The 18603-nt window shown below is 67.5% G+C and carries 14 protein-coding genes and 1 riboswitch; of the genes, 3 read left to right on the top strand and 11 right to left on the bottom strand.

Going from position 1 to position 18603, the window contains the following annotated elements; genetic code table 11:
- Positions 1 to 269: 269 nt before the first annotated feature.
- Positions 270 to 1175 carry a LysR family transcriptional regulator gene (locus Q5Z10_RS17845; RefSeq protein ID WP_303636697.1) on the bottom strand — a complete coding sequence of 302 codons (906 nt, stop codon included), beginning with the start codon at positions 1173 to 1175 and terminating at the stop codon, positions 270 to 272.
- A 118-nt stretch (positions 1176 to 1293) separates the two neighbouring features.
- Between Q5Z10_RS17845 and Q5Z10_RS17840 the strand changes: the two genes are divergently transcribed.
- A complete protein-coding gene (locus Q5Z10_RS17840; protein ID WP_303636696.1) occupies positions 1294 to 2067 on the top strand; it encodes an SDR family oxidoreductase in 774 nt (257 codons plus the stop codon).
- Positions 2068 to 2161: 94 nt separating this feature from the next.
- Here the strand turns inward: Q5Z10_RS17840 and leuB are convergent, their stop codons facing one another.
- The 9 genes from leuB to ilvC all read right to left on the bottom strand — a co-directional run bounded on the left by leuB (position 2162) and on the right by ilvC (position 11821).
- The gene (leuB, locus tag Q5Z10_RS17835) at positions 2162 to 3223 is read right to left on the bottom strand and encodes a 3-isopropylmalate dehydrogenase (protein WP_303636695.1); all 1062 of its coding nucleotides are present in this window, start codon (positions 3221 to 3223) and stop codon (positions 2162 to 2164) included.
- Positions 3213 to 3791, bottom strand: coding sequence for a 3-isopropylmalate dehydratase small subunit (gene leuD / locus Q5Z10_RS17830; RefSeq protein WP_303636694.1), 579 nt, complete (start codon positions 3789 to 3791; stop codon positions 3213 to 3215). Before leuD ends, leuB begins: the two co-directional genes overlap by 11 nt.
- On the bottom strand, positions 3791 to 5209 hold the full coding sequence (gene leuC / locus Q5Z10_RS17825) for a 3-isopropylmalate dehydratase large subunit (protein WP_303636693.1): 1419 nt from the start codon (positions 5207 to 5209) through the stop codon (positions 3791 to 3793). The genes leuD and leuC overlap by 1 nt, the downstream gene beginning before the upstream one ends.
- 60 nt (positions 5210 to 5269) lie before the next feature.
- Complete coding sequence (locus Q5Z10_RS17820; protein WP_303636692.1) at positions 5270 to 6043, bottom strand: class I SAM-dependent methyltransferase; 774 nt, start codon at positions 6041 to 6043, stop codon at positions 5270 to 5272.
- 10 nt (positions 6044 to 6053) lie between these two features.
- On the bottom strand, positions 6054 to 7640 hold the full coding sequence (locus Q5Z10_RS17815; RefSeq protein ID WP_442758926.1) for a 2-isopropylmalate synthase: 1587 nt from the start codon (positions 7638 to 7640) through the stop codon (positions 6054 to 6056).
- The gene (locus Q5Z10_RS17810) at positions 7637 to 8740 is read right to left on the bottom strand and encodes a threonine dehydratase (RefSeq protein ID WP_303636691.1); all 1104 of its coding nucleotides are present in this window, start codon (positions 8738 to 8740) and stop codon (positions 7637 to 7639) included. The genes Q5Z10_RS17815 and Q5Z10_RS17810 overlap by 4 nt, the downstream gene beginning before the upstream one ends.
- A gap of 96 nt (positions 8741 to 8836) precedes the next feature.
- Positions 8837 to 9088 carry an ACT domain-containing protein gene (locus Q5Z10_RS17805; protein ID WP_303636690.1) on the bottom strand — a complete coding sequence of 84 codons (252 nt, stop codon included), beginning with the start codon at positions 9086 to 9088 and terminating at the stop codon, positions 8837 to 8839.
- Entirely contained in the window at positions 9072 to 10808 is a 1737-nt protein-coding gene (ilvG, locus tag Q5Z10_RS17800) for an acetolactate synthase 2 catalytic subunit (RefSeq protein WP_303636689.1), read from the bottom strand. Before ilvG ends, Q5Z10_RS17805 begins: the two co-directional genes overlap by 17 nt.
- Before the next feature lie 38 nt (positions 10809 to 10846).
- Entirely contained in the window at positions 10847 to 11821 is a 975-nt protein-coding gene (gene ilvC, locus Q5Z10_RS17795; protein WP_303636688.1) for a ketol-acid reductoisomerase, read from the bottom strand.
- A gap of 703 nt (positions 11822 to 12524) precedes the next feature.
- Between ilvC and ggt the strand changes: the two genes are divergently transcribed.
- Positions 12525 to 14243 (top strand): gamma-glutamyltransferase, encoded by a 1719-nt coding sequence (gene ggt, locus Q5Z10_RS17790; RefSeq protein ID WP_303636687.1) that lies wholly within the window; start codon positions 12525 to 12527, stop codon positions 14241 to 14243.
- Between the two features lie 385 nt (positions 14244 to 14628).
- Here ggt and Q5Z10_RS17785 read toward each other — a convergent pair whose 3' ends face one another.
- Positions 14629 to 16206 carry a BCCT family transporter gene (locus Q5Z10_RS17785; protein WP_303636686.1) on the bottom strand — a complete coding sequence of 526 codons (1578 nt, stop codon included), beginning with the start codon at positions 16204 to 16206 and terminating at the stop codon, positions 14629 to 14631.
- A gap of 278 nt (positions 16207 to 16484) precedes the next feature.
- A riboswitch (TPP riboswitch) is annotated at positions 16485 to 16586 on the top strand.
- 82 nt (positions 16587 to 16668) lie between these two features.
- Between Q5Z10_RS17785 and thiC the strand changes: the two genes are divergently transcribed.
- On the top strand, positions 16669 to 18513 hold the full coding sequence (gene thiC / locus Q5Z10_RS17780; protein WP_303636685.1) for a phosphomethylpyrimidine synthase ThiC: 1845 nt from the start codon (positions 16669 to 16671) through the stop codon (positions 18511 to 18513).
- Positions 18514 to 18603 lie beyond the last annotated feature (90 nt).

The following is an 18603-nucleotide window of genomic DNA, read 5'->3' as shown; positions in this document are numbered from 1 at the left end:
GCTACAGAAGCATCCACGCAGGGCGTGCATTGATCTGCTCGCGGGATCTGCTTTCTGTAGAGCCGAGCCATGCTCGGCTGCTCTTCGCGCGATGAGGGGATGAGTCGAGCATGGCTCGACGCTACAGAAGCACCCACGCAGGGCCTGGATTGATCTGCTCGCGGGATCGGCTTTCTGTAGAGCCGAGCCATGCTCGGCTGTTCTTCGCGCGATGAGGGGATGAGTCGAGCATGGCTCGACGCTACAGAAGCATCCACGCAGGGCGTGGGCTACTGCAACTGCAGTTCGCTGCGCAGCAACGGCAGCAGCCAGTCGATGAACACCTGCACGCGGTGTGCGCGATGCTGGCGGTGCGGCTGCAGCAACGTCACCGGCAGCGGCTGCGCCACATGCTGGGGCAGCACTTCGACAAGCGCGCCCGAACGCAGTTCCGCCTGCACGTCGTAGCGCGGAATCTGCAGCAGGCCCAACCCTGCCAAGCAGCAGGCGATCGACGCCTCGGCACTGTTCACCCTTACCCAGCCGTGCATCGGCTGCGTGCGCAGCTGGCTGCCGTCCTGCCATTCCCAGGGCTCCACCCGCGCCGTCGTCGGCGAGGCATAGTTCACCGCGCGGTGGTGTTGCAGGTCCGCTGCGGCCTGCGGTACGCCGTGTGCCTGCAGATACGACGGCGCGGCCACATTGACGAAGTCGAGCATGCCCAGCGTGCGTGCGATCAGGCTGGAATCGCCCAGGTGACCCACCCGCAGCACGGCGTCGCAGCCGTCCTCGATCAGGTTCACCGCGCGATCGGTCATGCCCAGGTCCAGTTCCACCTGGGGGAAGCGTGCGAAGAACGCCGGCAGCGCCGGCGCGATGATGCAGCGGCCGATCCGGCTCGGCACATCGACCTTCAGCGTGCCCGTTGGCGGTGCGTCGTCCTGCTGGAACAACGCCTCGGCATCTTCTACCTCGGCGACCAGGCGCAGGCAGCGCGCATAGAAGGTGTCGCCGTCATGGGTGGTCGAGACCCGTCGCGTGGAGCGCTGCAGCAGGCGCGTGCCCAGACGCTGTTCCAGCTCGGCTACCGCCGCCGATACGGTGGAGCGGGGCAGGCCGAGCTGGTCGGCGGCCCGGGTGAAGCTGGCGCACTCGACGACCCGGGTGAAGATGCGGAAACGTTCGATCCGATCCATTGTTCGTCGGCTCTGGAAGGTTAAGTCAATGTTGCGGGCTTTATCCGCGATTTCTGCACGATATCGTCGTCAGGGCAGGGTTGCCACCCCGGCCAACCCCCTTCCCGAGACCGACGCCATGACCGACCATTCCCTCCAGGGCAAGACCGTGCTGATCGCCGGCGGTGCCAAGAACCTTGGCGGCCTGATCGCCCGCGACTTCGCCGCCCAGGGCGCCAGCGCCATCGTCATCCACTACAACAGCGCCGCCACCCAGGCCGACGCCGAGGCCACCGTTGCAGCGGTACAGGCCGCCGGCAGCAAGGCGCTGGCCCTGCAGGCCGACCTGACCTCGGCCGCGGCCATGGAACGCCTGTTCGCCGATGCCGTGGCCGCGGTCGGCCGGCCCGACATCGCGATCAACACCGTGGGCAAGGTGTTGAAAAAGCCCCTGCTGGAGATCAGTGAAGCGGAGTACGACGAGATGAGCGCGGTCAACGCCAAGTCAGCGTTCTTCTTCCTCAAGGAAGCCGGCCGTCACGTCAACGACGGCGGCCGCATCTGCACCCTGGTGACGTCGCTGCTGGGCGCGTACACGCCGTTCTACTCCAGCTACGCCGGCACCAAGGCACCGGTCGAGCACTTCACCCGTGCAGCGTCGAAGGAGTTCGGCGAGCGCGGCATCTCGGTCACCGCGATCGGTCCCGGTCCGATGGACACGCCGTTCTTCTACCCGGCCGAAAGTGCCGATGCGCAGGCGTATCACAAGACCGCAGCGGCGCTGTCTGCGTTCACCCGCACCGGCCTGACCGACATCGCCGACATCGTGCCGTGGATCCGCTTCCTGGTGACCGACGGCTGGTGGATGACCGGGCAGACCGTGCTGGTCAACGGTGGGTACACCACCAAATAAGGCAGCGGTGTACCTGTGGAGTCGAGCTTGGCTCGACTCTACGGGTGTTGCATGAGTCGAGCTTGGCTCGACTCTACAGGTGTTGCCGGATGGATCAGCCGAGCTTGGCCAGCACCGCGTCGGTGGCGGCCGCCGTGCTCACCGCCTGGCCCTTGGCGGCCAGGTCGGCGGTGAACACGCCGTCATCCAGCACCGCATGCACGGCAGCTTCCACCGCTGCGGCTTCCGCTTCCAGCCCCAGCGAATGGCGCAGCAGCATCGCCGCGCTGAAGATCGTTGCGTAGGGATTGGCGATGCCCTTGCCGGCGATATCCGGCGCCGAACCGTGGATGGGCTCGTAGATGCCGACCGCCCCCGGCTCGCCCAGCGACGCCGACGGCAGCAGGCCCAGCGAGCCGGCCAGCATCGAGGCCTCATCGGTGAGGATGTCGCCGAACATGTTCTCGGTCACGATCACGTCGTACTCGCGCGGCTTGGCCAGCAGGTGCATGGCCATCGAATCGACCAGCTGGTGTTCCAGCGCCACGTCCGGGAATTCCTCGCGGCCGATCCGCGCGGCCACGTCGCGCCACAGCCGCGAGGTTTCCAGCACGTTGGCCTTGTCCACCGAGGTGACCTTGCCACGGCGCTGCCGGGCCAGGCGGAAGGCGCTGCGCAGCACGCGTTCGATCTCGGCCACGCTGTAGCGGCACAGGTCGCTGGCGCTGTCGGCATCGCGGGTCTTGTCGCCGAAGTAGATGCCGCCGGTCAGCTCGCGCACCACCACGAAGTCCACGCCCTGCAGCAGCTCGGCCTTGATCGGCGAGGCGTGCAGCGCCGCTTCATGGGTGCGCACCGGGCGCAGGTTGGCGTACAGGCCCAGCGCCTTGCGGATCGCCAGCAGGCCCTGCTCCGGGCGGACCTTGGCGTTCGGGTCGGACCACTTCGGGCCACCGACGGCGCCCAGCAGCACCGCGTTGGCGCCCTGGCAGGCGGCGAGGGTGGCGGCCGGCAGCGGCTCGCCGTGGCGGTCGATGGCGATGCCACCGATGTCGTGCTCGCTGAAGGTGAAGGTGTGGTTGAAGCGGTCGGCGATGGATTTCAGGACCGCAACCGCGGCGGCGGCCACTTCCGGGCCGATGCCATCACCGGGCAGGACGACAATCTCAGCGTGCATGCTCACTCTCGTAACGTTCGATTTCAGGGACACGGCCCAACAGATACCCCAACTGGTCCACACCTTCCAGCAGGCAGGTCTGCGAGAAGCCGTCCAGCGGGAAGGTATAGACACGGCCATCGGGCGTGCGCAGCTCGCGCGCGGCCACGTCGATGGTCAGCGCGTCGTCGGGGCGCTGCATCAGCGCCTGCACGTCGGCCTCGTCCAGCACGATCGGCAGCAGGCCGTTCTTCAGCGAATTGCCGCGGAAGATATCGGCGATCTCGCTGCTGACAATCGCGCGCAGGCCGAGGTCGGTCAGCGCCCACGGCGCATGCTCGCGCGAGGAACCGCAACCGAAGTTGCGGCCGGCCAGCAGGATGCTGCGGCCGGCGTTGTGCGGCTGGTTGAAGGCAAAGTCGGCCACCGGTGAACCGTCGGCCTGCCAGCGCCAGTCATTGAACGCGTTGCGGCCCAGGCCGGCGCGCTCGGTGGTGGACAGGAACCGTGCCGGAATGATCTGGTCGGTATCGATGTTGGTCTGGCGCAGCACCACACTGGCCGAGGTCAGGGTACGGAAGCCGCTCATCACGCCACCTCCTGCGCAAACAGTTCACGGGTGTCGGCAACGCGGCCCTGCACGGCGGCCCACGCCGCGCTCATCGGCGAGGCCAGCAGGGTGCGCGAACCGGGGCCCTGGCGGCCCTCGAAGTTGCGGTTGCTGGTGCTGACGGCCAGCTGGCCGGGGGCGACCAGGTCACCGTTCATGGCGATGCACATCGAGCAGCCCGGCTCGCGCCATTCGGCACCGGCGGCACGCACGATTTCGTGGATGCCTTCGGCCTCGGCCTGGCGCTTGACGATTTCCGAACCCGGCACCACCAGCATGCGCACCCGCTCGGCGACGTGGCGGCCGCGCAACACCTGCGCCACTTCGCGCATGTCGCTCAGGCGGCCATTGGTGCACGAGCCGACGAACACCACGTCCACCGGCGTGCCAGCCAGCGTCTCGCCGGCCTGGAAGTGCATGTAGTCCAGCCCCTTCTGCGCGGCCGCATCGTTGGCCGCCGGAATCGGCGCGTCCACGGCGATGGCGGTGCCCGGATGGGTGCCCCAGGTCAGGGTCGGGCGGATGTCGGCGGCATCGATATGCACTTCGCTGTCGAAGCGGGCGCCAGGGTCACTGCGCAGCTGCGACCAGCGCGCGACCGCCGCCTCGAAGTCGGCGCCCTTGGGGCCGCGTGGCGTGCGGGCGACGAAGTCGAAGGTGACCTGGTCGGGGGCGACCATGCCGGCGCGCGCGCCGGCCTCGATCGACATGTTGCACAGGGTCATGCGCTGTTCCATGTCCATCGCTTCGATGGTGCTGCCGCGGAACTCGATGACGTGGCCGGTGCCGCCGTTGACGCCGATCACGCCGATGATGTGCAGGACCACGTCCTTGGCGCCGACGCCCGGCGCCAGCGGACCGTCCACGGTGATCGCAAAGGTCTTCGCCTTGCGCTGCAGCAGGCACTGGGTGGCCAGCACGTGGCCGACTTCGCTGGTGCCGATGCCGAAGGCCAGCGAGCCGAACGCACCGTGGGTGGAGGTGTGGCTGTCGCCGCAGACGATGGTCATGCCGGGCTGGGTGAAGCCCTGTTCCGGCGCGATCACGTGGACGATGCCGCGGTTGTCCGAGGCCATGTCGAACAGCTCGATGCCGTGCTCGGCACAGTTGCGCGCGAGCGTGGCGACCTGTGCCTCGGAGGCGGCGCTGGCATAGGGCAGCGTGCCGTCGGCGGCGGCCGGCAGGGTCGGCGTGGAGTGGTCCATCGTCGCCTTGGTGCGATCGGGCCGGCGCGGTGCCAGCCCGCGCCCGCGCAGTTCGGTGAAGGCCTGCGGCGAGGTGACCTCGTGGATCAGGTGCAGGTCGATGTACAGCACGGCGGGCGCGCTGTCGGATTCAGGAACCACCACGTGGGCGTCCCACAGTTTGTCGTACAGGGTGCGGGGTGCGGAAGTCATGCGTATGCCTGGCAGAAGTACGAAGTTGCGAACATCACTAGGGAAGGGGAACGGGGCACGTCAGCGACGGCGGGCGAGCACGCGCAGGCGCACGTAGTCGGCCAGCGGCTGGCCGGCGGGGTCACGCGGCAGATCGTCCAGCAGCGCCGCAGCGGCCTCGCGCACGATGGCACGCGCAGGGGTGGGCAGGTCGTCCAGCAGCGGTGCGGCAAACACCCGCAGCCAGCCGGCGACACCGGAGGGCAGCGCGGTCGGGCGCGCGGTGCATTCGATCAGCTGCACCTGGAAACCATGCTGGCGCAGGCGGTCGGCGTAGTCGTCGGCGGTGGGCAGGTACCACGGGTTGGCGACGGCGGCATGGCCGTGGGCCACGCGTGCCGCCTGCACGGCCGCGATGATCGTGGCCACGTTGCCATGACCGCCGAACTCGGCGACGAAGCGGCCACCCGGGCGCAGCGCGCGGCGCACGCCTTCCAGGACACGGTCCGGGCGGGTCATCCAATGCAGCGCGGCATTGCTGAACACCGCATCGAATTCGCCATTGAAGGCCAGTGCATGACCGTCCATCACCTGCGCCTGGACACCGCGCGCACGCGCGGCGATCACCATTTCCGGCGAGGCGTCGATCCCGTGCATGCGCGCACCACTGAGCGCCAGTTCGGTGGTCAGCACGCCATCGCCGCAACCGAGATCGAGAATGTGCTCGCCTACCCGCGGATCCAGCAGCCGCGCCACTGCGCCGCCGAGCATGGGTACGAAACCGGCGTCGATGGCATAGTCCTGGGCGTTCCAGCTCTGCCCGGCGGGCAGGGCGGTGGTGTCGAATGCGCTCATGTCGGGGTCCTCAGGCCGTCGCGGGGGTCTGTGCTTCGGCCGTGCCGGTGGCGGCGGCCTGGCGCTGGCGCAGCAGGCGGTTGGCGACGTCCAGCCACGCCAGCGCCGATGCCTCGATGATGTCCTTGCTGGTGCCGGTGCCGTCGTACTCGATGCCGTCGTGGCGAACGCTCAGATTGGCTTCGCCGCGCGCATCGGCGCCGATGCCGACGCTGTGCACGTGGTAGCTGTCCAGCATCAGCTGCACGCCGGTCGCGGCCGACAGCGCGCCGAACAGCGCATCGACCGGGCCATCACCCTGCGCGGTCTCGGCCACGCGGTTGCCTTCCGGGTCGGACAGTTCCACCAGCGCATTGGCACGGCTGCCGACATCGCTGATGGTCATCGAGGCCAGGCGATAACCCTGCGCATTGGAACCGCCCTGCATCAGCGTCTGCAGGTCGGCGTCGGTGACCACGCGCTGCTGTTCGCACAGGCCCTTGAATTGCTCGAACACCAGCTTCAGCTCATCCTCGTCCAGCCAGAAGCCCAGCGCACGCAGGCGCGCCTCGACCGCGGCGCGGCCACTGTGGCGGCCCAGCACCATCTGCGAGTCCTCCCAGCCCACGTCTTCCGGGCGCATGATCTCGTAGGTGCCGCGATGGCGCAGCATGCCGTGCTGGTGGATGCCCGATTCATGGGCGAAGGCATTGGCGCCGACGATGGCCTTGTTGCGCTGGACCGGCATGCCGACCAGGCGCTGCAGCAGCTGCGAGGTGCCGACGATGCGCGGCGTGTTGATCGCGCTGTCCTGCTCGTAGAACGCCTGGCGCACCTTCAGCACCATCGCGATCTCTTCCAGCGAACAGTTGCCGGCGCGCTCGCCGATGCCGTTGATGGTGCACTCGACCTGGCGCGCACCGCCCTCGATGGCCGCCAGCGAATTGGCCACGGCCAGGCCCAGGTCGTTATGGCAGTGGGCGCTGAAGATCACGTTGGCCGCGTTGGGTACGTCGGCGACGCCGGCGATGACCTGCTGGAACATCGCGCGGATCTCTTCCGGCGTGGTGAAGCCGACGGTGTCGGGCAGGTTGATGGTGGTGGCACCAGCGGCAATGGCCACCCGCGCGACTTCGATCAGGTAGTCCAGCTCGGTACGGGTGGCATCTTCAGCGGAAAATTCGACGTCGTCGATGTACGAGCGTGCCAGCGATACGTGCTTGCGGACCGATTCCAGTACCTGCTCACGGGTCATCCGCAGCTTGTGCTCGCGGTGCAGCGGGCTGGTTGACAGGAATACGTGCAGGCGCGGGTTGGCAGCGGCCTCCAGGGCACGTGCGGAGGTTTCGATGTCGGCCTGCAGGCAACGCGACAGCACCGCCAGGCTCAGGCTCGGGCGGCGCAGTTCGCGGCCGATCAGTGCCATTGCTTCGCGGTCGGACTGCGAGCTGGCCGGGAAGCCGGTCTCGATGATGTCCACGCCCAGTTCGTCCAGCGCACGCGCCATCACCAGCTTCTGCGGTGGGCTCATGCTGCAGCCGGGGGACTGCTCGCCGTCACGCAGGGTGGTGTCGAAGATGCGGATGCGCGGGGGGGTAATTCGTTCGATGGTGGTCACAGGGAAATCTCCTCGACAGCGGGTGCGACGGCGTGCAGGTTGGAAGGGGAAGAGGTGGGGGAGGCGGGGGCGCTGGCCTTGGTGGCGGGGCGCGGTGGTGTGCGGTTGGTGTCACTGCGGCGCCGCCGCGGCTTGCGCGGTGGGCGCGGCCGGATATCGGTCAGCAGGCCGGCCAGCACGCCGGCATCGATGTTGCCGCCGGAGACCACCGCGCACTTGCGGCGGCCGGCCACACGGCGGCCCGCGGCCAGGGCCAGCGCGCCGGCGCCCTCGGCGATGATGTGTTCTTCCAGCGCCAGCCGGACCAGGGTTTCGCGCAGCTCGGCTTCGCGCACGATCACCACGTCGTCCAGCAGCGAGGTGCACAGGCGCCGGGTCAGGAAGCCGGGGATCTTGACCCGCACGCCATCGGCCAGCGACGGCACCGGCGCGATCTCGCGCACGTCGCCGCGGATCGCGCGGGCCATCGAGTCGACGCCCTCGACCTGCGCACCGACGATGCGCACGCCCTGTGATTTCAGTGCCAGCGCCACACCGGAGGCCAGGCCACCGCCACCGATCGGCACGATCACCACGTCCGGTGCGTGCGCGGCCAGTTCGATGCCGACCGTTCCCTGCCCGGCGATGACATCGGCATCGTCGAACGCGGACAGGAAGCGGTAGCCATGGCGTTGCGCCAGCTCGACCGCGAAGGCATAGGCCTCATCGTAGCTGTGGCCATGCTGGCGAACGGTCGCGCCCCAGTGGGCGACGCCGGCGATCTTGGTGGCCGGTGCGCCGTGCGGCATCACGGTGATCGCCGGCACGTCCAAGCGGTAGGCGGCCCAGGCCACGCCCTGGGCGTGGTTGCCGGCGGAGGCGCAGATCACCGGCCGCGCATCGCCACGCTCGCGGCCGGCCAGCAAGGCGTTCAATGCGCCGCGCACCTTGTAGGAGCCGGTGCGCTGCAGGTTCTCCAGCTTCAGCCAGGTGCCGAAGCGCTCGGCATGGTGCAGCGGGGTGGGCGGCAGGAAACGGCGCAGGCGCGCCTGCGCGGCCAGCACGTCGGCGACGCTTACGTCGCCGACATCGCTTTCCTTGCTGGCATCAGCGGCCGGCATGGGCCACCAGCGCGGGGCAGGCGACCGCCGCATGCGGGCGCGGGCGGCGAAGAAGACGCCTCCGTACCGGCACCGTGGTCGCTACGGTACGGGTCTTCATGGCAGTACTCCTTCCAGTGCGGTCATCTGCACCGACACGCAGTCGTAGATCTTCTCCATCTGCCGGCACAGGGTCTCCGGCGGACGCTGTCCATCCACCACCAGCTGCAGGTGCCAGCGGCCATCGTCGGCGGCCATCGGCGCACCGGTGATCGCGCGCGGCGCGAAGCCACGACGCTCGGCCATGCCGATCACGCGCAGCAGCGCGCCTTCGGCCGGGTGCAGCACCAGGTCAAGCCGGTATTGCATTGGGGATCTCCTGGCGGGCATGGGCGGGGTTGCTTTCCAGCATCGTGCTGTTGGCGGTGTTCGGCGGCACCAGCGGCCACACATTGGCGCGTGCGTCGATGGCCACGTGCAGCAATGCCGGGCCGGGCTCGGCCAGCAGCGCGGCCAGGCCGCCTTCGACGTCGTCGCGATGCTCGATGCGGGTGGCGGCGATGCCGAACACCTTGGCCAGGGCCACGAAGTCCGGGTTGTCGGACAGATCGATCTCGCTGTAGCGCTCGGCGAAGAACAGTTCCTGCCACTGCCGCACCATGCCCAGCGAACTGTTGTCCAGCAGCACGATCTTCACCGGCAGGCGGCAGCGGGCGATGGTGGCCAGCTCCTGCACGTTCATCATGAAGCTGCCATCGCCAGACACCAGCACCACCGTGCGCTCGGGGCAGGCGAACTGCGCACCCATCGCTGCCGGCAGGCCGAAGCCCATCGTGCCCAGCGCGCCACTGGTCAGGTGGTTGCGCGGGTGGTTGAAGCGGCAGTGCTGGGCCACCCACATCTGGTGCTGGCCGACATCGCAGGCGATCACCGCATCGGCCGGCGCCAGCTCGCTCAGGCGCTTCAGCAGCGCCGGCGCATAGATGTGCTGGCCGGGCGCGTCGTAACGCGCGATGAAGCGTTCGCGATGCTGGCTGCAGCGCCTGCGCCATGCCTCCTGGTGCGCCTTGGGGGAGGGGAAGGCGGCACGCAGGGCGCGGATGGCATGACCGACATTGCCGGGGACGGCGACATCGGCGCTGCGCAGCTTGGAGATTTCGTAGGCATCGGCGTCGATGTGGACGACGCGGGCGAACGGTGCGAACTCGGCCAGCTTGCCGGTGGCGCGATCATCGAAGCGCGCACCCAGCACCAGCAGCAGGTCGCTTTCCTGCACCGCCATGTTGGCCGCGCGGGTGCCATGCATGCCCAGCATGCCCAGCGACTGCGGGTGGCTGGCCGGCAGCGCGCCCAGGCCGCGCAGGGTCATCACGGTGGGGATGGCGCTGGCTTCGACGAAATCACGCAGGTCCTGCACGGCATCGCCCAGCGCGATGCCACCACCGGCGTAGACCACGGGCTTCTCCGCCGATGCCAGTGCGGCGATGGCCTCGGCGATGGCGGCCTCGGCCGGTGCCGGCGGTGGTTCGACACTGGCTGGCACGTGCGCGGGCAGATGACCGGCATCGGCCAGCTGCACGTCCTTGGGCAGGTCGATCAACACCGGGCCGGGCCGGCCCTCGCGGGCGATGCGGAACGCATCGGCGACCACGCGCGGCAGGTCGTCGACGCTGCGCACCAGCCAGCTGTGCTTGACGATCGGCATCGTCAGACCGAACACGTCCAGTTCCTGGAACGCATCGGTGCCCAGCAGCGGGGTGGCGACCTGGCCGGTGATGCAGACCATCGGCACCGAGTCCAGCATCGCGTCGGCGATGCCGGTGACCAGATTGGAGGCGCCCGGGCCGGAGGTGGCCACGCAGACGCCGACCTGGTTGCTGGCGCGGGCGAAGCCATTGGCGGCCAGCGCCGCGCCCTGCTCATGGCGCACCAGGATGTGCTTCAGCGACGAATCCACCAGCGCGTCGTAGAACGGCATGATGGTGCCGCCGGGATAGCCGAACAGCGTACGGACGCCTTCGGCCTCCAGTGCCTGGGTCAGCCAGCGCGCGCCGTTGGGCGGCGCGCTGCGAGGTGTGGAAGAGTTCATGGGGGAACCTTGCAGAGCGGGTGGGGGAGGCCGCGTGGTTACGCGGCCTGTCCTTGCAACCAGACCATCTTGGCGCGCAGTTCCTTGCCCACCTTCTCGATCGGATGCTCCAGGTCGGCCTGCTTGAACCTGTTGTAGTTCGGCAGGCCCGCTTCGTACTCGGCCACCCAGTTCTTGGTGAAGGTGCCGTCCTGGATGTCCTTCAGCACTTCCTTCATGCGCTCCTTGGTGCCGGCGTCGATCACCCGCGGGCCACTCACGTAGTCGCCGTACTGCGCGGTTTCGGAGATGAACTCCAGCATCCGCGAGATGCCGCCTTCGTAGAACAGGTCGACGATCAGCTTCAGTTCGTGCAGCACTTCGTAGTAGGCGATCTCCGGCTGGTAGCCGGCTTCGACCAGGGTCTCGAAACCGGCCTGCACCAGTGCCGAGGCACCACCGCACAGCACCGCCTGCTCGCCGAACAGATCGGTCTCGGTCTCTTCCTTGAAGGTGGTCTGGATCAGGTTGGCGCGGGCACCGCCGAGGCCGGCCGCATAGGCCTGCGCATGCTGCGCGGCCTGGCCGCTGGTGTCCTGGTAAACCGCCCAGATGCAGGGCACGCCACGGCCGATCTCGTACTCGCGGCGCACCAGTGCGCCGGGGCCCTTCGGTGCGACCAGCACCACGTCCAGGTCGGCGCGCGGCTCGATCATGCCGTAGTGCACGTTCAGGCCATGCGCGAACAGCAGGCAGGCACCCTGTTTCATGTTCGGCGCGAGCACCTCGTTGTAGAGCTTCTTCTGCACCATGTCCGGGGTCAGCACGGCGACCAGGTCGGCGTCCTTCACCGCCTCGGCCGGCGCGATCACGGTGAAGCCGTCGGCCTGCGCCTTGGCTTCGGTCGGGCCGCCCGGACGCAGGCCTACCACCACGTCGAAGCCGGATTCGCGCAGGTTCAGCGCGTGCGCGCGGCCCTGGCTGCCGTAGCCGATGACGGCGATCTTGGTCTGGGGCAGGTCGTTGGTGCTCATGGGGGAGGTTCCTTGCGGTGGGAAGAAAAAAAGAACGGCCGGTCGTCGAGGTGACGTGCCGGCCGGTCAGGGGAAAGCGGTGGAGGTGGTACCGCGCATCGCACAGGCACAGCCCCCACGGGGCATCGTGGTGCTGCGGGTCCGGGTTGTGTGGTTGGCGGTGTGCATGGTGGTTGCGTCTGAAACCAGGTCCTGAAATGAAAAAACCCGCACCGGGGCGGGTGCGGGTTTTTGAAGAGTTCCGGTGTGTCTGTTGCTTACACGCTGGCTCGTCCCGCACCTGTAGGTTGGGTAATAAGTACGAGCACAAGAATCGAACGCAGCGAGGCGGCGCCGGTGTCGGCGGCTTCGATGTGGGTTCGCGGTGGCGTGTTGTGATGCAACATGTGATCGAGAGAAACACAGCCATTTTGGCGCTGTCAACCCTGGTGACCGATTTTTCTTCGGTTTCGCGTGCATCCAGTGCAAACGCTTGTGGCAGAAGGATGGTTGCCGCTGAAAGTGTTTCAGTGAACCGGAATTCACTCTTTTCAGGGCGCTTTTTGCGCGGATTCCGCGGCGACCGGCCGCTGTGCCAGGCATGGCCCGGCGCCACTGGAACGATGACCGGCGGGCGGTGATCGCCGCCCATGACCTCTGCCTGATTCCAGGTGCAGGCCGCAGCAGCGAAGATCGGGGATCACCCCTCCCTCGGACCCCGACCGTGTCCCGATGCCTCGCCCGTTCCCTGCTCGCCGCCGCCGTGCTGGCTGCCGTGCCCACGCTGACCCTGGCCGCCGATCGCATTACCGGCCATACCTTCGCCACCCGTTCGGAAGTGATCGCGCCCCATGCGATGGCCGCCACCTCGCAGCCGTTGGCCACGCAGATCGCGCTGGACGTGCTGAAGGGCGGTGGCTCTGCCGTCGATGCCGCGATCGCCGCCAATGCGGCATTGGGCCTGATGGAGCCGACCGGCAACGGCATCGGCGGCGACCTGTTCGCCATCGTCTGGGACCCGAAGACGCAGAAGCTCTACGGCTACAACGGCTCGGGACGCTCACCGAAGTCGCTGACGCTGGCCGAGTTCCAGCGCCGCGGGCTGAAGGAGATTCCCGCTACCGGCCCGTTGCCGGTGTCGGTGCCCGGCGCGGTCGATGGCTGGTTCGCCCTGCACGAGCGTTTCGGTCGCAGGCCGATGGCCGACAATCTGGCCCCGGCCATCCGCTATGCCCGCGAAGGCCATCCGGTGGCCGAAGTGATTGCCTACTACTGGGATCGTTCGGTGCCGCGCCTGTCGAAGTACCCCGGCTTCACCGAGCAGTTCACCATCGACGGCCATGCCCCGCGCAAGGGCCAGATGTGGAAGAACCCGAACCTGGCCAGCACCCTGCAGAAGATCGCCGACGGCGGTCGCGACGCCTTCTACAAAGGCGAGATCGCCCGCACCATCGGCGACTACTTCAAGGCCAACGGCGGTTACCTGAGCTACCAGGACATGGCCGACCACCACGGTGAGTGGGTGGAACCGGTCAGCAGCAACTACCGCGGCTACGATGTGTGGGAACTGCCGCCGAACAGCCAGGGCATCGCCGCGCTGCAGATCCTCAACGTGCTGGAAGGCTACGATTTCTCGAAGATTCCGTTCGGCTCACCCGAGCATGTGCACCTGTTCGTGGAAGCGAAGAAGCTGGCGTTCGCCGACCGCGCGCGCTTCTATGCCGACATGGCGTTCCAGCCGGCACCGGTGCAGAAGCTGGTTTCCAAGGAGTACGCGGCGCAGCGTCGCGCGTTGATCTCGATGGACAAGGCCCTGAAGGAAGTGCAGCCGGGCACCCCGAAGCAGCTGGAAGAGGGTGACACCATCTACATGACCGTGGCCGACGCCGACGGCATGATGGTGTCGCTGATCCAGTCCAATTACCGTGGCATGGGCAGCGGCATGGCACCGCCGGGACTGGGCTTCATCCTGCAGGACCGTGGCGAGATGTTCGTGCTGCAGAAGCACCATCCCAACGGCTACGCGCCGGGCAAGCGACCGTTCCAGACCATCATCCCGGCGTTCATCACCAAGGGTGGCAAGCCCTACGCCAGCTTCGGGGTGATGGGCGGCGCGATGCAGCCGCAGGGCCATGCGCAGATCGTGATGAACCTGGTGGACTTCGGCATGAACCTGCAGGAAGCCGGCGACGCACCGCGCATCCAGCACGAAGGTTCCACTGAACCGACCGGGCAGGCCACGGCAATGAGCGATGGCGGTGAAGTGAATCTGGAAACCGGATTCCCGTATGAGACGGTGCGCGCACTGATGCGCAAGGGCCATCGCGTGGTGTTCGCCGATGGGCCCTATGGCGGCTACCAGGCGATCCTGCGTGATCCGGAGACGGGCGTGTATTACGGCGCGTCGGAGAGCCGCAAGGACGGGCAGGCGGCGGGCTACTGAAGTTTCCCGGCCAACGGGCGCAGCCCCCTCTGCGGTGGTGGTGGTTTCAATGATGCTTGGCTTGGCCGGGCGGGCGGGTTGTCTGGGGGACGCTGCAAGTACGCCCATGTAAGCTCGGTCGCCGCATGCTCGTGTGCGCTGTCCTGCGCACACGAGCAAGGCGCCATCGAGCCCCATGGGTGAGGGCGCTTTGCTTGCGAGGCACTGCTTCGCAAGCGCCCGAACGCCCAGCCGCCAGCGGCTGGGCCGGGCTGGGGGTTTACGGCGTGTCCTGCCCACCCACTCCGCCCCACCCAACCAGCAGAAAACCAGAGCCGCTCTGGCTCTCGAACTCGCTCTTGCTTGAAAGAAAAGCAGTGCAGCCGCAGGCTGCAAAACACCATCTTCAATCCTGATCCTGCGCGCGCGCCGCCTCCGCCTGTGTTTCCTCCTGCGCCGCCATCTCCCGCGCGATCCACGCATCGATCATGTGCCGCTGGCGCTGCGTCTGCCGCCGCTCGCGCGTGTACTCCTGGTCCAGCACCCGGTACAGCGACACCATCACCAGCACCATCAGCAGCGCGAACGGCAGTGCCGCAATGGTGATCATGCCCTGCAGTGCATCCAGGCCACCGGCCAGCAGCAGCGCCGCAGCGATCAGCGCGACGGCGATGCCCCACGCCAGCTTGCGCTTCAGGGGCGGATCACCGGCCTCGTCCGTGGACATGCTGGCCAGCACCAGCACCGCGGAGTCGGCCGAGGTGACGAAGAAGATCATCAGCAGCACCAGCGCCACCACCGCCAGCATCAGCGAAGCCGGCAGGCTGTCAAACAGGGTGAACAGCACGGTTTCATAGCCGTTGCCGAGCGCCTGCACCAGATCGGCATGACCGAAGATCTGTGCCCACAGCGCCGTCCCGCCGAACACGGCGAACCAGAAGAAACCCAGCAGGGTCGGCGCCAGCACCACGCCGATGACGAATTCGCGGACGCTGCGGCCACGCGAGATGCGGGCGATGAACGAGCCCACGAACGGTGCCCACGAGATCCACCAGGCCCAGTAGAAGATCGTCCAGTCTGCGACCCAGGTGCTGCCCGAGAAGGGCGACATGCGCAGGCTCATGGTGACCAGCTGGTTGAGATAGGAGCCCAGCGTGGTGGTGAAGGTATCGAAGATGAAGCCCGTCGGCCCCAGTACCAGCACGGTGGCCGCCAGCAGTGCGGCCAGGGCCAGGTTGAAGTTGGACAGCCATTTCACCCCGCGCTCGACACCACTGGCGGTGGACGCCATGTACAGCACGAAGGCGATGGCGATGATGGTCATCTGCATCGGCACCGTGGCCTGCAGCCCGAACACGCGCTCCACACCGGCCGCGATCTGGATGGTGCCGAAGCCCAACGTGGTGGCGACACCGATCGCGGTGGCGACCACGGCCGCGATGTTGACCACGCGGCCGATCCAGCCGCGATGGTGGCGGCCGATGATCGGCTGCAGCATGTCGCTGACCAGGCCACGGCCGTTGCGGTTGAACTGGAACCAGGCCATCGCCAGGCCGATCAGCGCATAGATGGCCCAGGGGTGCAGGCCCCAATGGAAGAACACATAGCGCATGGCTGCACGCGCGGCGTCCATGCTTTCGGGCGCAAGTCCCTCCGGGGGCTTGCTGAAGTGCGAAATCGGCTCGGCCGCACCCCAGAACACCAGGCCGATGCCCATGCCGGCGGCGAACAGCATCGACATCCAGCTGGCCCGCGAGAATTCCGGCTCGGCGTCTTCACCGCCGATGCGCAGGTTGCCGAAGCGGCCGAACGCCAGGTACATCAGGAACACCAGCGCCAGGAACACGACCAGCAGGTACAACCAGCCGATGCCGCGGATGAGTTCACCGAGGATGCTCTGCACCACGGCATTGAAGGGCCCCGGTGCAACGCCGGCGAGCAGCACCAGCAGCAGGACCAGTGCGATGGAAACGCGAAACACCATGAAGGGGCTTCTCCGATCAAGGGATTGAGGGGAGCGAGCAGAGCTTGCAGCGAAGGGCCGGCGGCTGGGGCACATACCGGGCAGGGGCGCTGCATACGGCGGAGGAAACGCCGGTGGCAGTGGCCCGATGCGTCTACACGTTACTGAACGCGGCGTCACGATTGCGTTAATGACCCGCGGCCGCGCCACGCGAGGGGCGTGCTGTTCGCAGCAGGGAGCCGCAGCTCGGCGGCGGACAGATCCAACCCGCAATGCGCGTGCTGTGTGCTCTAATGCACGGCAAGAAGCGGGGGTACCGCGGCCTGGTGGCCACGGTTGAGACAGTCCCTTGGAACCTGATCCGGCTCATACCGGCGTAGGGAAGCTTTGCAATGCAACCGCACCCGGCCCCCGCCCAGGGAGTGTCCGTGCGCGGGCGCAGTGCGCCGCCGCTTCGTCCCTGACCTTCCTGGACGATGCCCGATGAACGCACAGCCCTCCGCCCTGCAGCAACAGGCCCAGCAGCTTTCCGAAACCGTGACCCGGCCGATTCCCGGCTCGCGCAAGATCCATGTGCCCGGCTCGCGTCCGGACATCCAGGTGCCGATGCGGGAAATCGCGCTGACCCGCACCCCGACGGCGTTTGGCGGTGAAGAGAATGCACCGGTGACTGTCTATGACACCTCCGGTCCGTACACCGATCCGGCGGTGCGCATCGACCTGTCGACCGGGCTGCCGGCGCTGCGTCGTGGCTGGGTGGAAGCGCGCGGCGATACCGAGCAGCTGCAGGCCCTCAGTTCGTCGTTCGGCCGCGACCGCGAGCACGATCCGAAGCTCGACGGCGTGCGTTTCCCGGCCCGCAGCCTGCCGCGCCGTGCGCGCGCAGGTGCCAACGTCACCCAGATGCACTACGCGCGGCGCGGCATCATCACGCCGGAAATGGAGTTCGTGGCCATCCGCGAGAACCAGCGCCTGGATGCGATCCGCGATACCGCACTGCTGCAGCAGCATCCGGGCGAGGCGTTCGGTGCGTCGATCCAGAAGATCATCACGCCGGAGTTCGTGCGCGAGGAGATCGCCCGCGGCCGCGCGGTGCTGCCCAACAACATCAACCACCCGGAAAGCGAACCGATGATCATCGGCCGCAACTTCCTCACCAAGATCAACGCCAACATCGGCAACAGCGCCGTGTCGTCCGGCATTGCCGAAGAAGTGGAGAAGCTGGTGTGGGCGATCCGCTGGGGCGGGGACACGGTGATGGACCTGTCCACCGGCAAGCACATCCATGAGACCCGCGAATGGATCATCCGCAACTCACCGGTGGCGATCGGCACCGTGCCGATCTACCAGGCACTGGAAAAGGTCGACGGCCGCGCCGAAGCGCTGACCTGGGAGATCTTCCGTGACACCCTGATCGAGCAGGCCGAGCAGGGCGTGGACTACTTCACCATCCATGCCGGCGTGCTGCTGCGCTACGTGCCGCTCACCGCCAAGCGGGTCACCGGCATCGTCAGCCGCGGCGGCTCGATCATGGCCAAGTGGTGCCTGGCACACCACAAGGAGAATTTCCTCTACACGCATTTCGAAGAGATCTGCGAAATCATGAAGGCCTACGACGTGACCTTCTCGCTGGGTGATGGCCTGCGCCCGGGCTGCATCGCCGATGCCAACGATGCAGCGCAGTTTGGTGAGCTGGAAACGCTGGGCGAGCTGACGAAGATCGCGTGGAAGCATGATGTGCAGACCATGATCGAAGGCCCTGGCCACGTGCCGATGCAGCTGATCAAGGAGAACATGGACAAGCAGCTGCGCGAATGCGGCGAGGCGCCGTTCTATACGCTGGGCCCGCTCACCACCGATATCGCGCCGGGTTACGACCACATCACCAGTGCGATCGGCGCGGCGATGATCGGCTGGTTCGGTACCGCGATGCTCTGCTATGTCACGCCGAAGGAACACCTGGGCCTGCCCAACCGGCAGGATGTGCGCGACGGCATCATGGCATATCGCATCGCCGCCCACGCGGCAGACCTTGCCAAGGGCCATCCGGGCGCACAGGTGCGCGACAACGCCTTGAGCAAGGCGCGTTTCGAATTCCGCTGGGAAGACCAGTTCCATCTTGGCCTGGACCCGGAGAAGGCCAGGGAATTCCACGATGAAACCCTGCCCAAGGATGCGCACAAGCTGGCCCATTTCTGTTCGATGTGCGGCCCGCACTTCTGCTCGATGAAGATCACCCAGGACGTGCGCGACTATGCCGAGAAGGGCATGCAGGCGAAGTCGGAGGAGTTCCGCGCCGCCGGTGCCGAGGTGTACCAGCAGCGGTGATCCCGCCTGGGCAGCGCCGGGCCATGCCCGGCGCGACCGGCGCCTCACATCCTGCCCGGCTATGCTCGCCCCATCGCCCAGGGGAACAGG

The organism is Stenotrophomonas sp. 704A1 (assembly GCF_030549525.1).
Lineage (GTDB): Bacteria > Pseudomonadota > Gammaproteobacteria > Xanthomonadales > Xanthomonadaceae > Stenotrophomonas > Stenotrophomonas tuberculopleuritidis.
The sequence above is the reverse complement of the archived record's forward strand: the minus strand, read 5'-3'. Positions and strand labels throughout refer to the sequence as shown.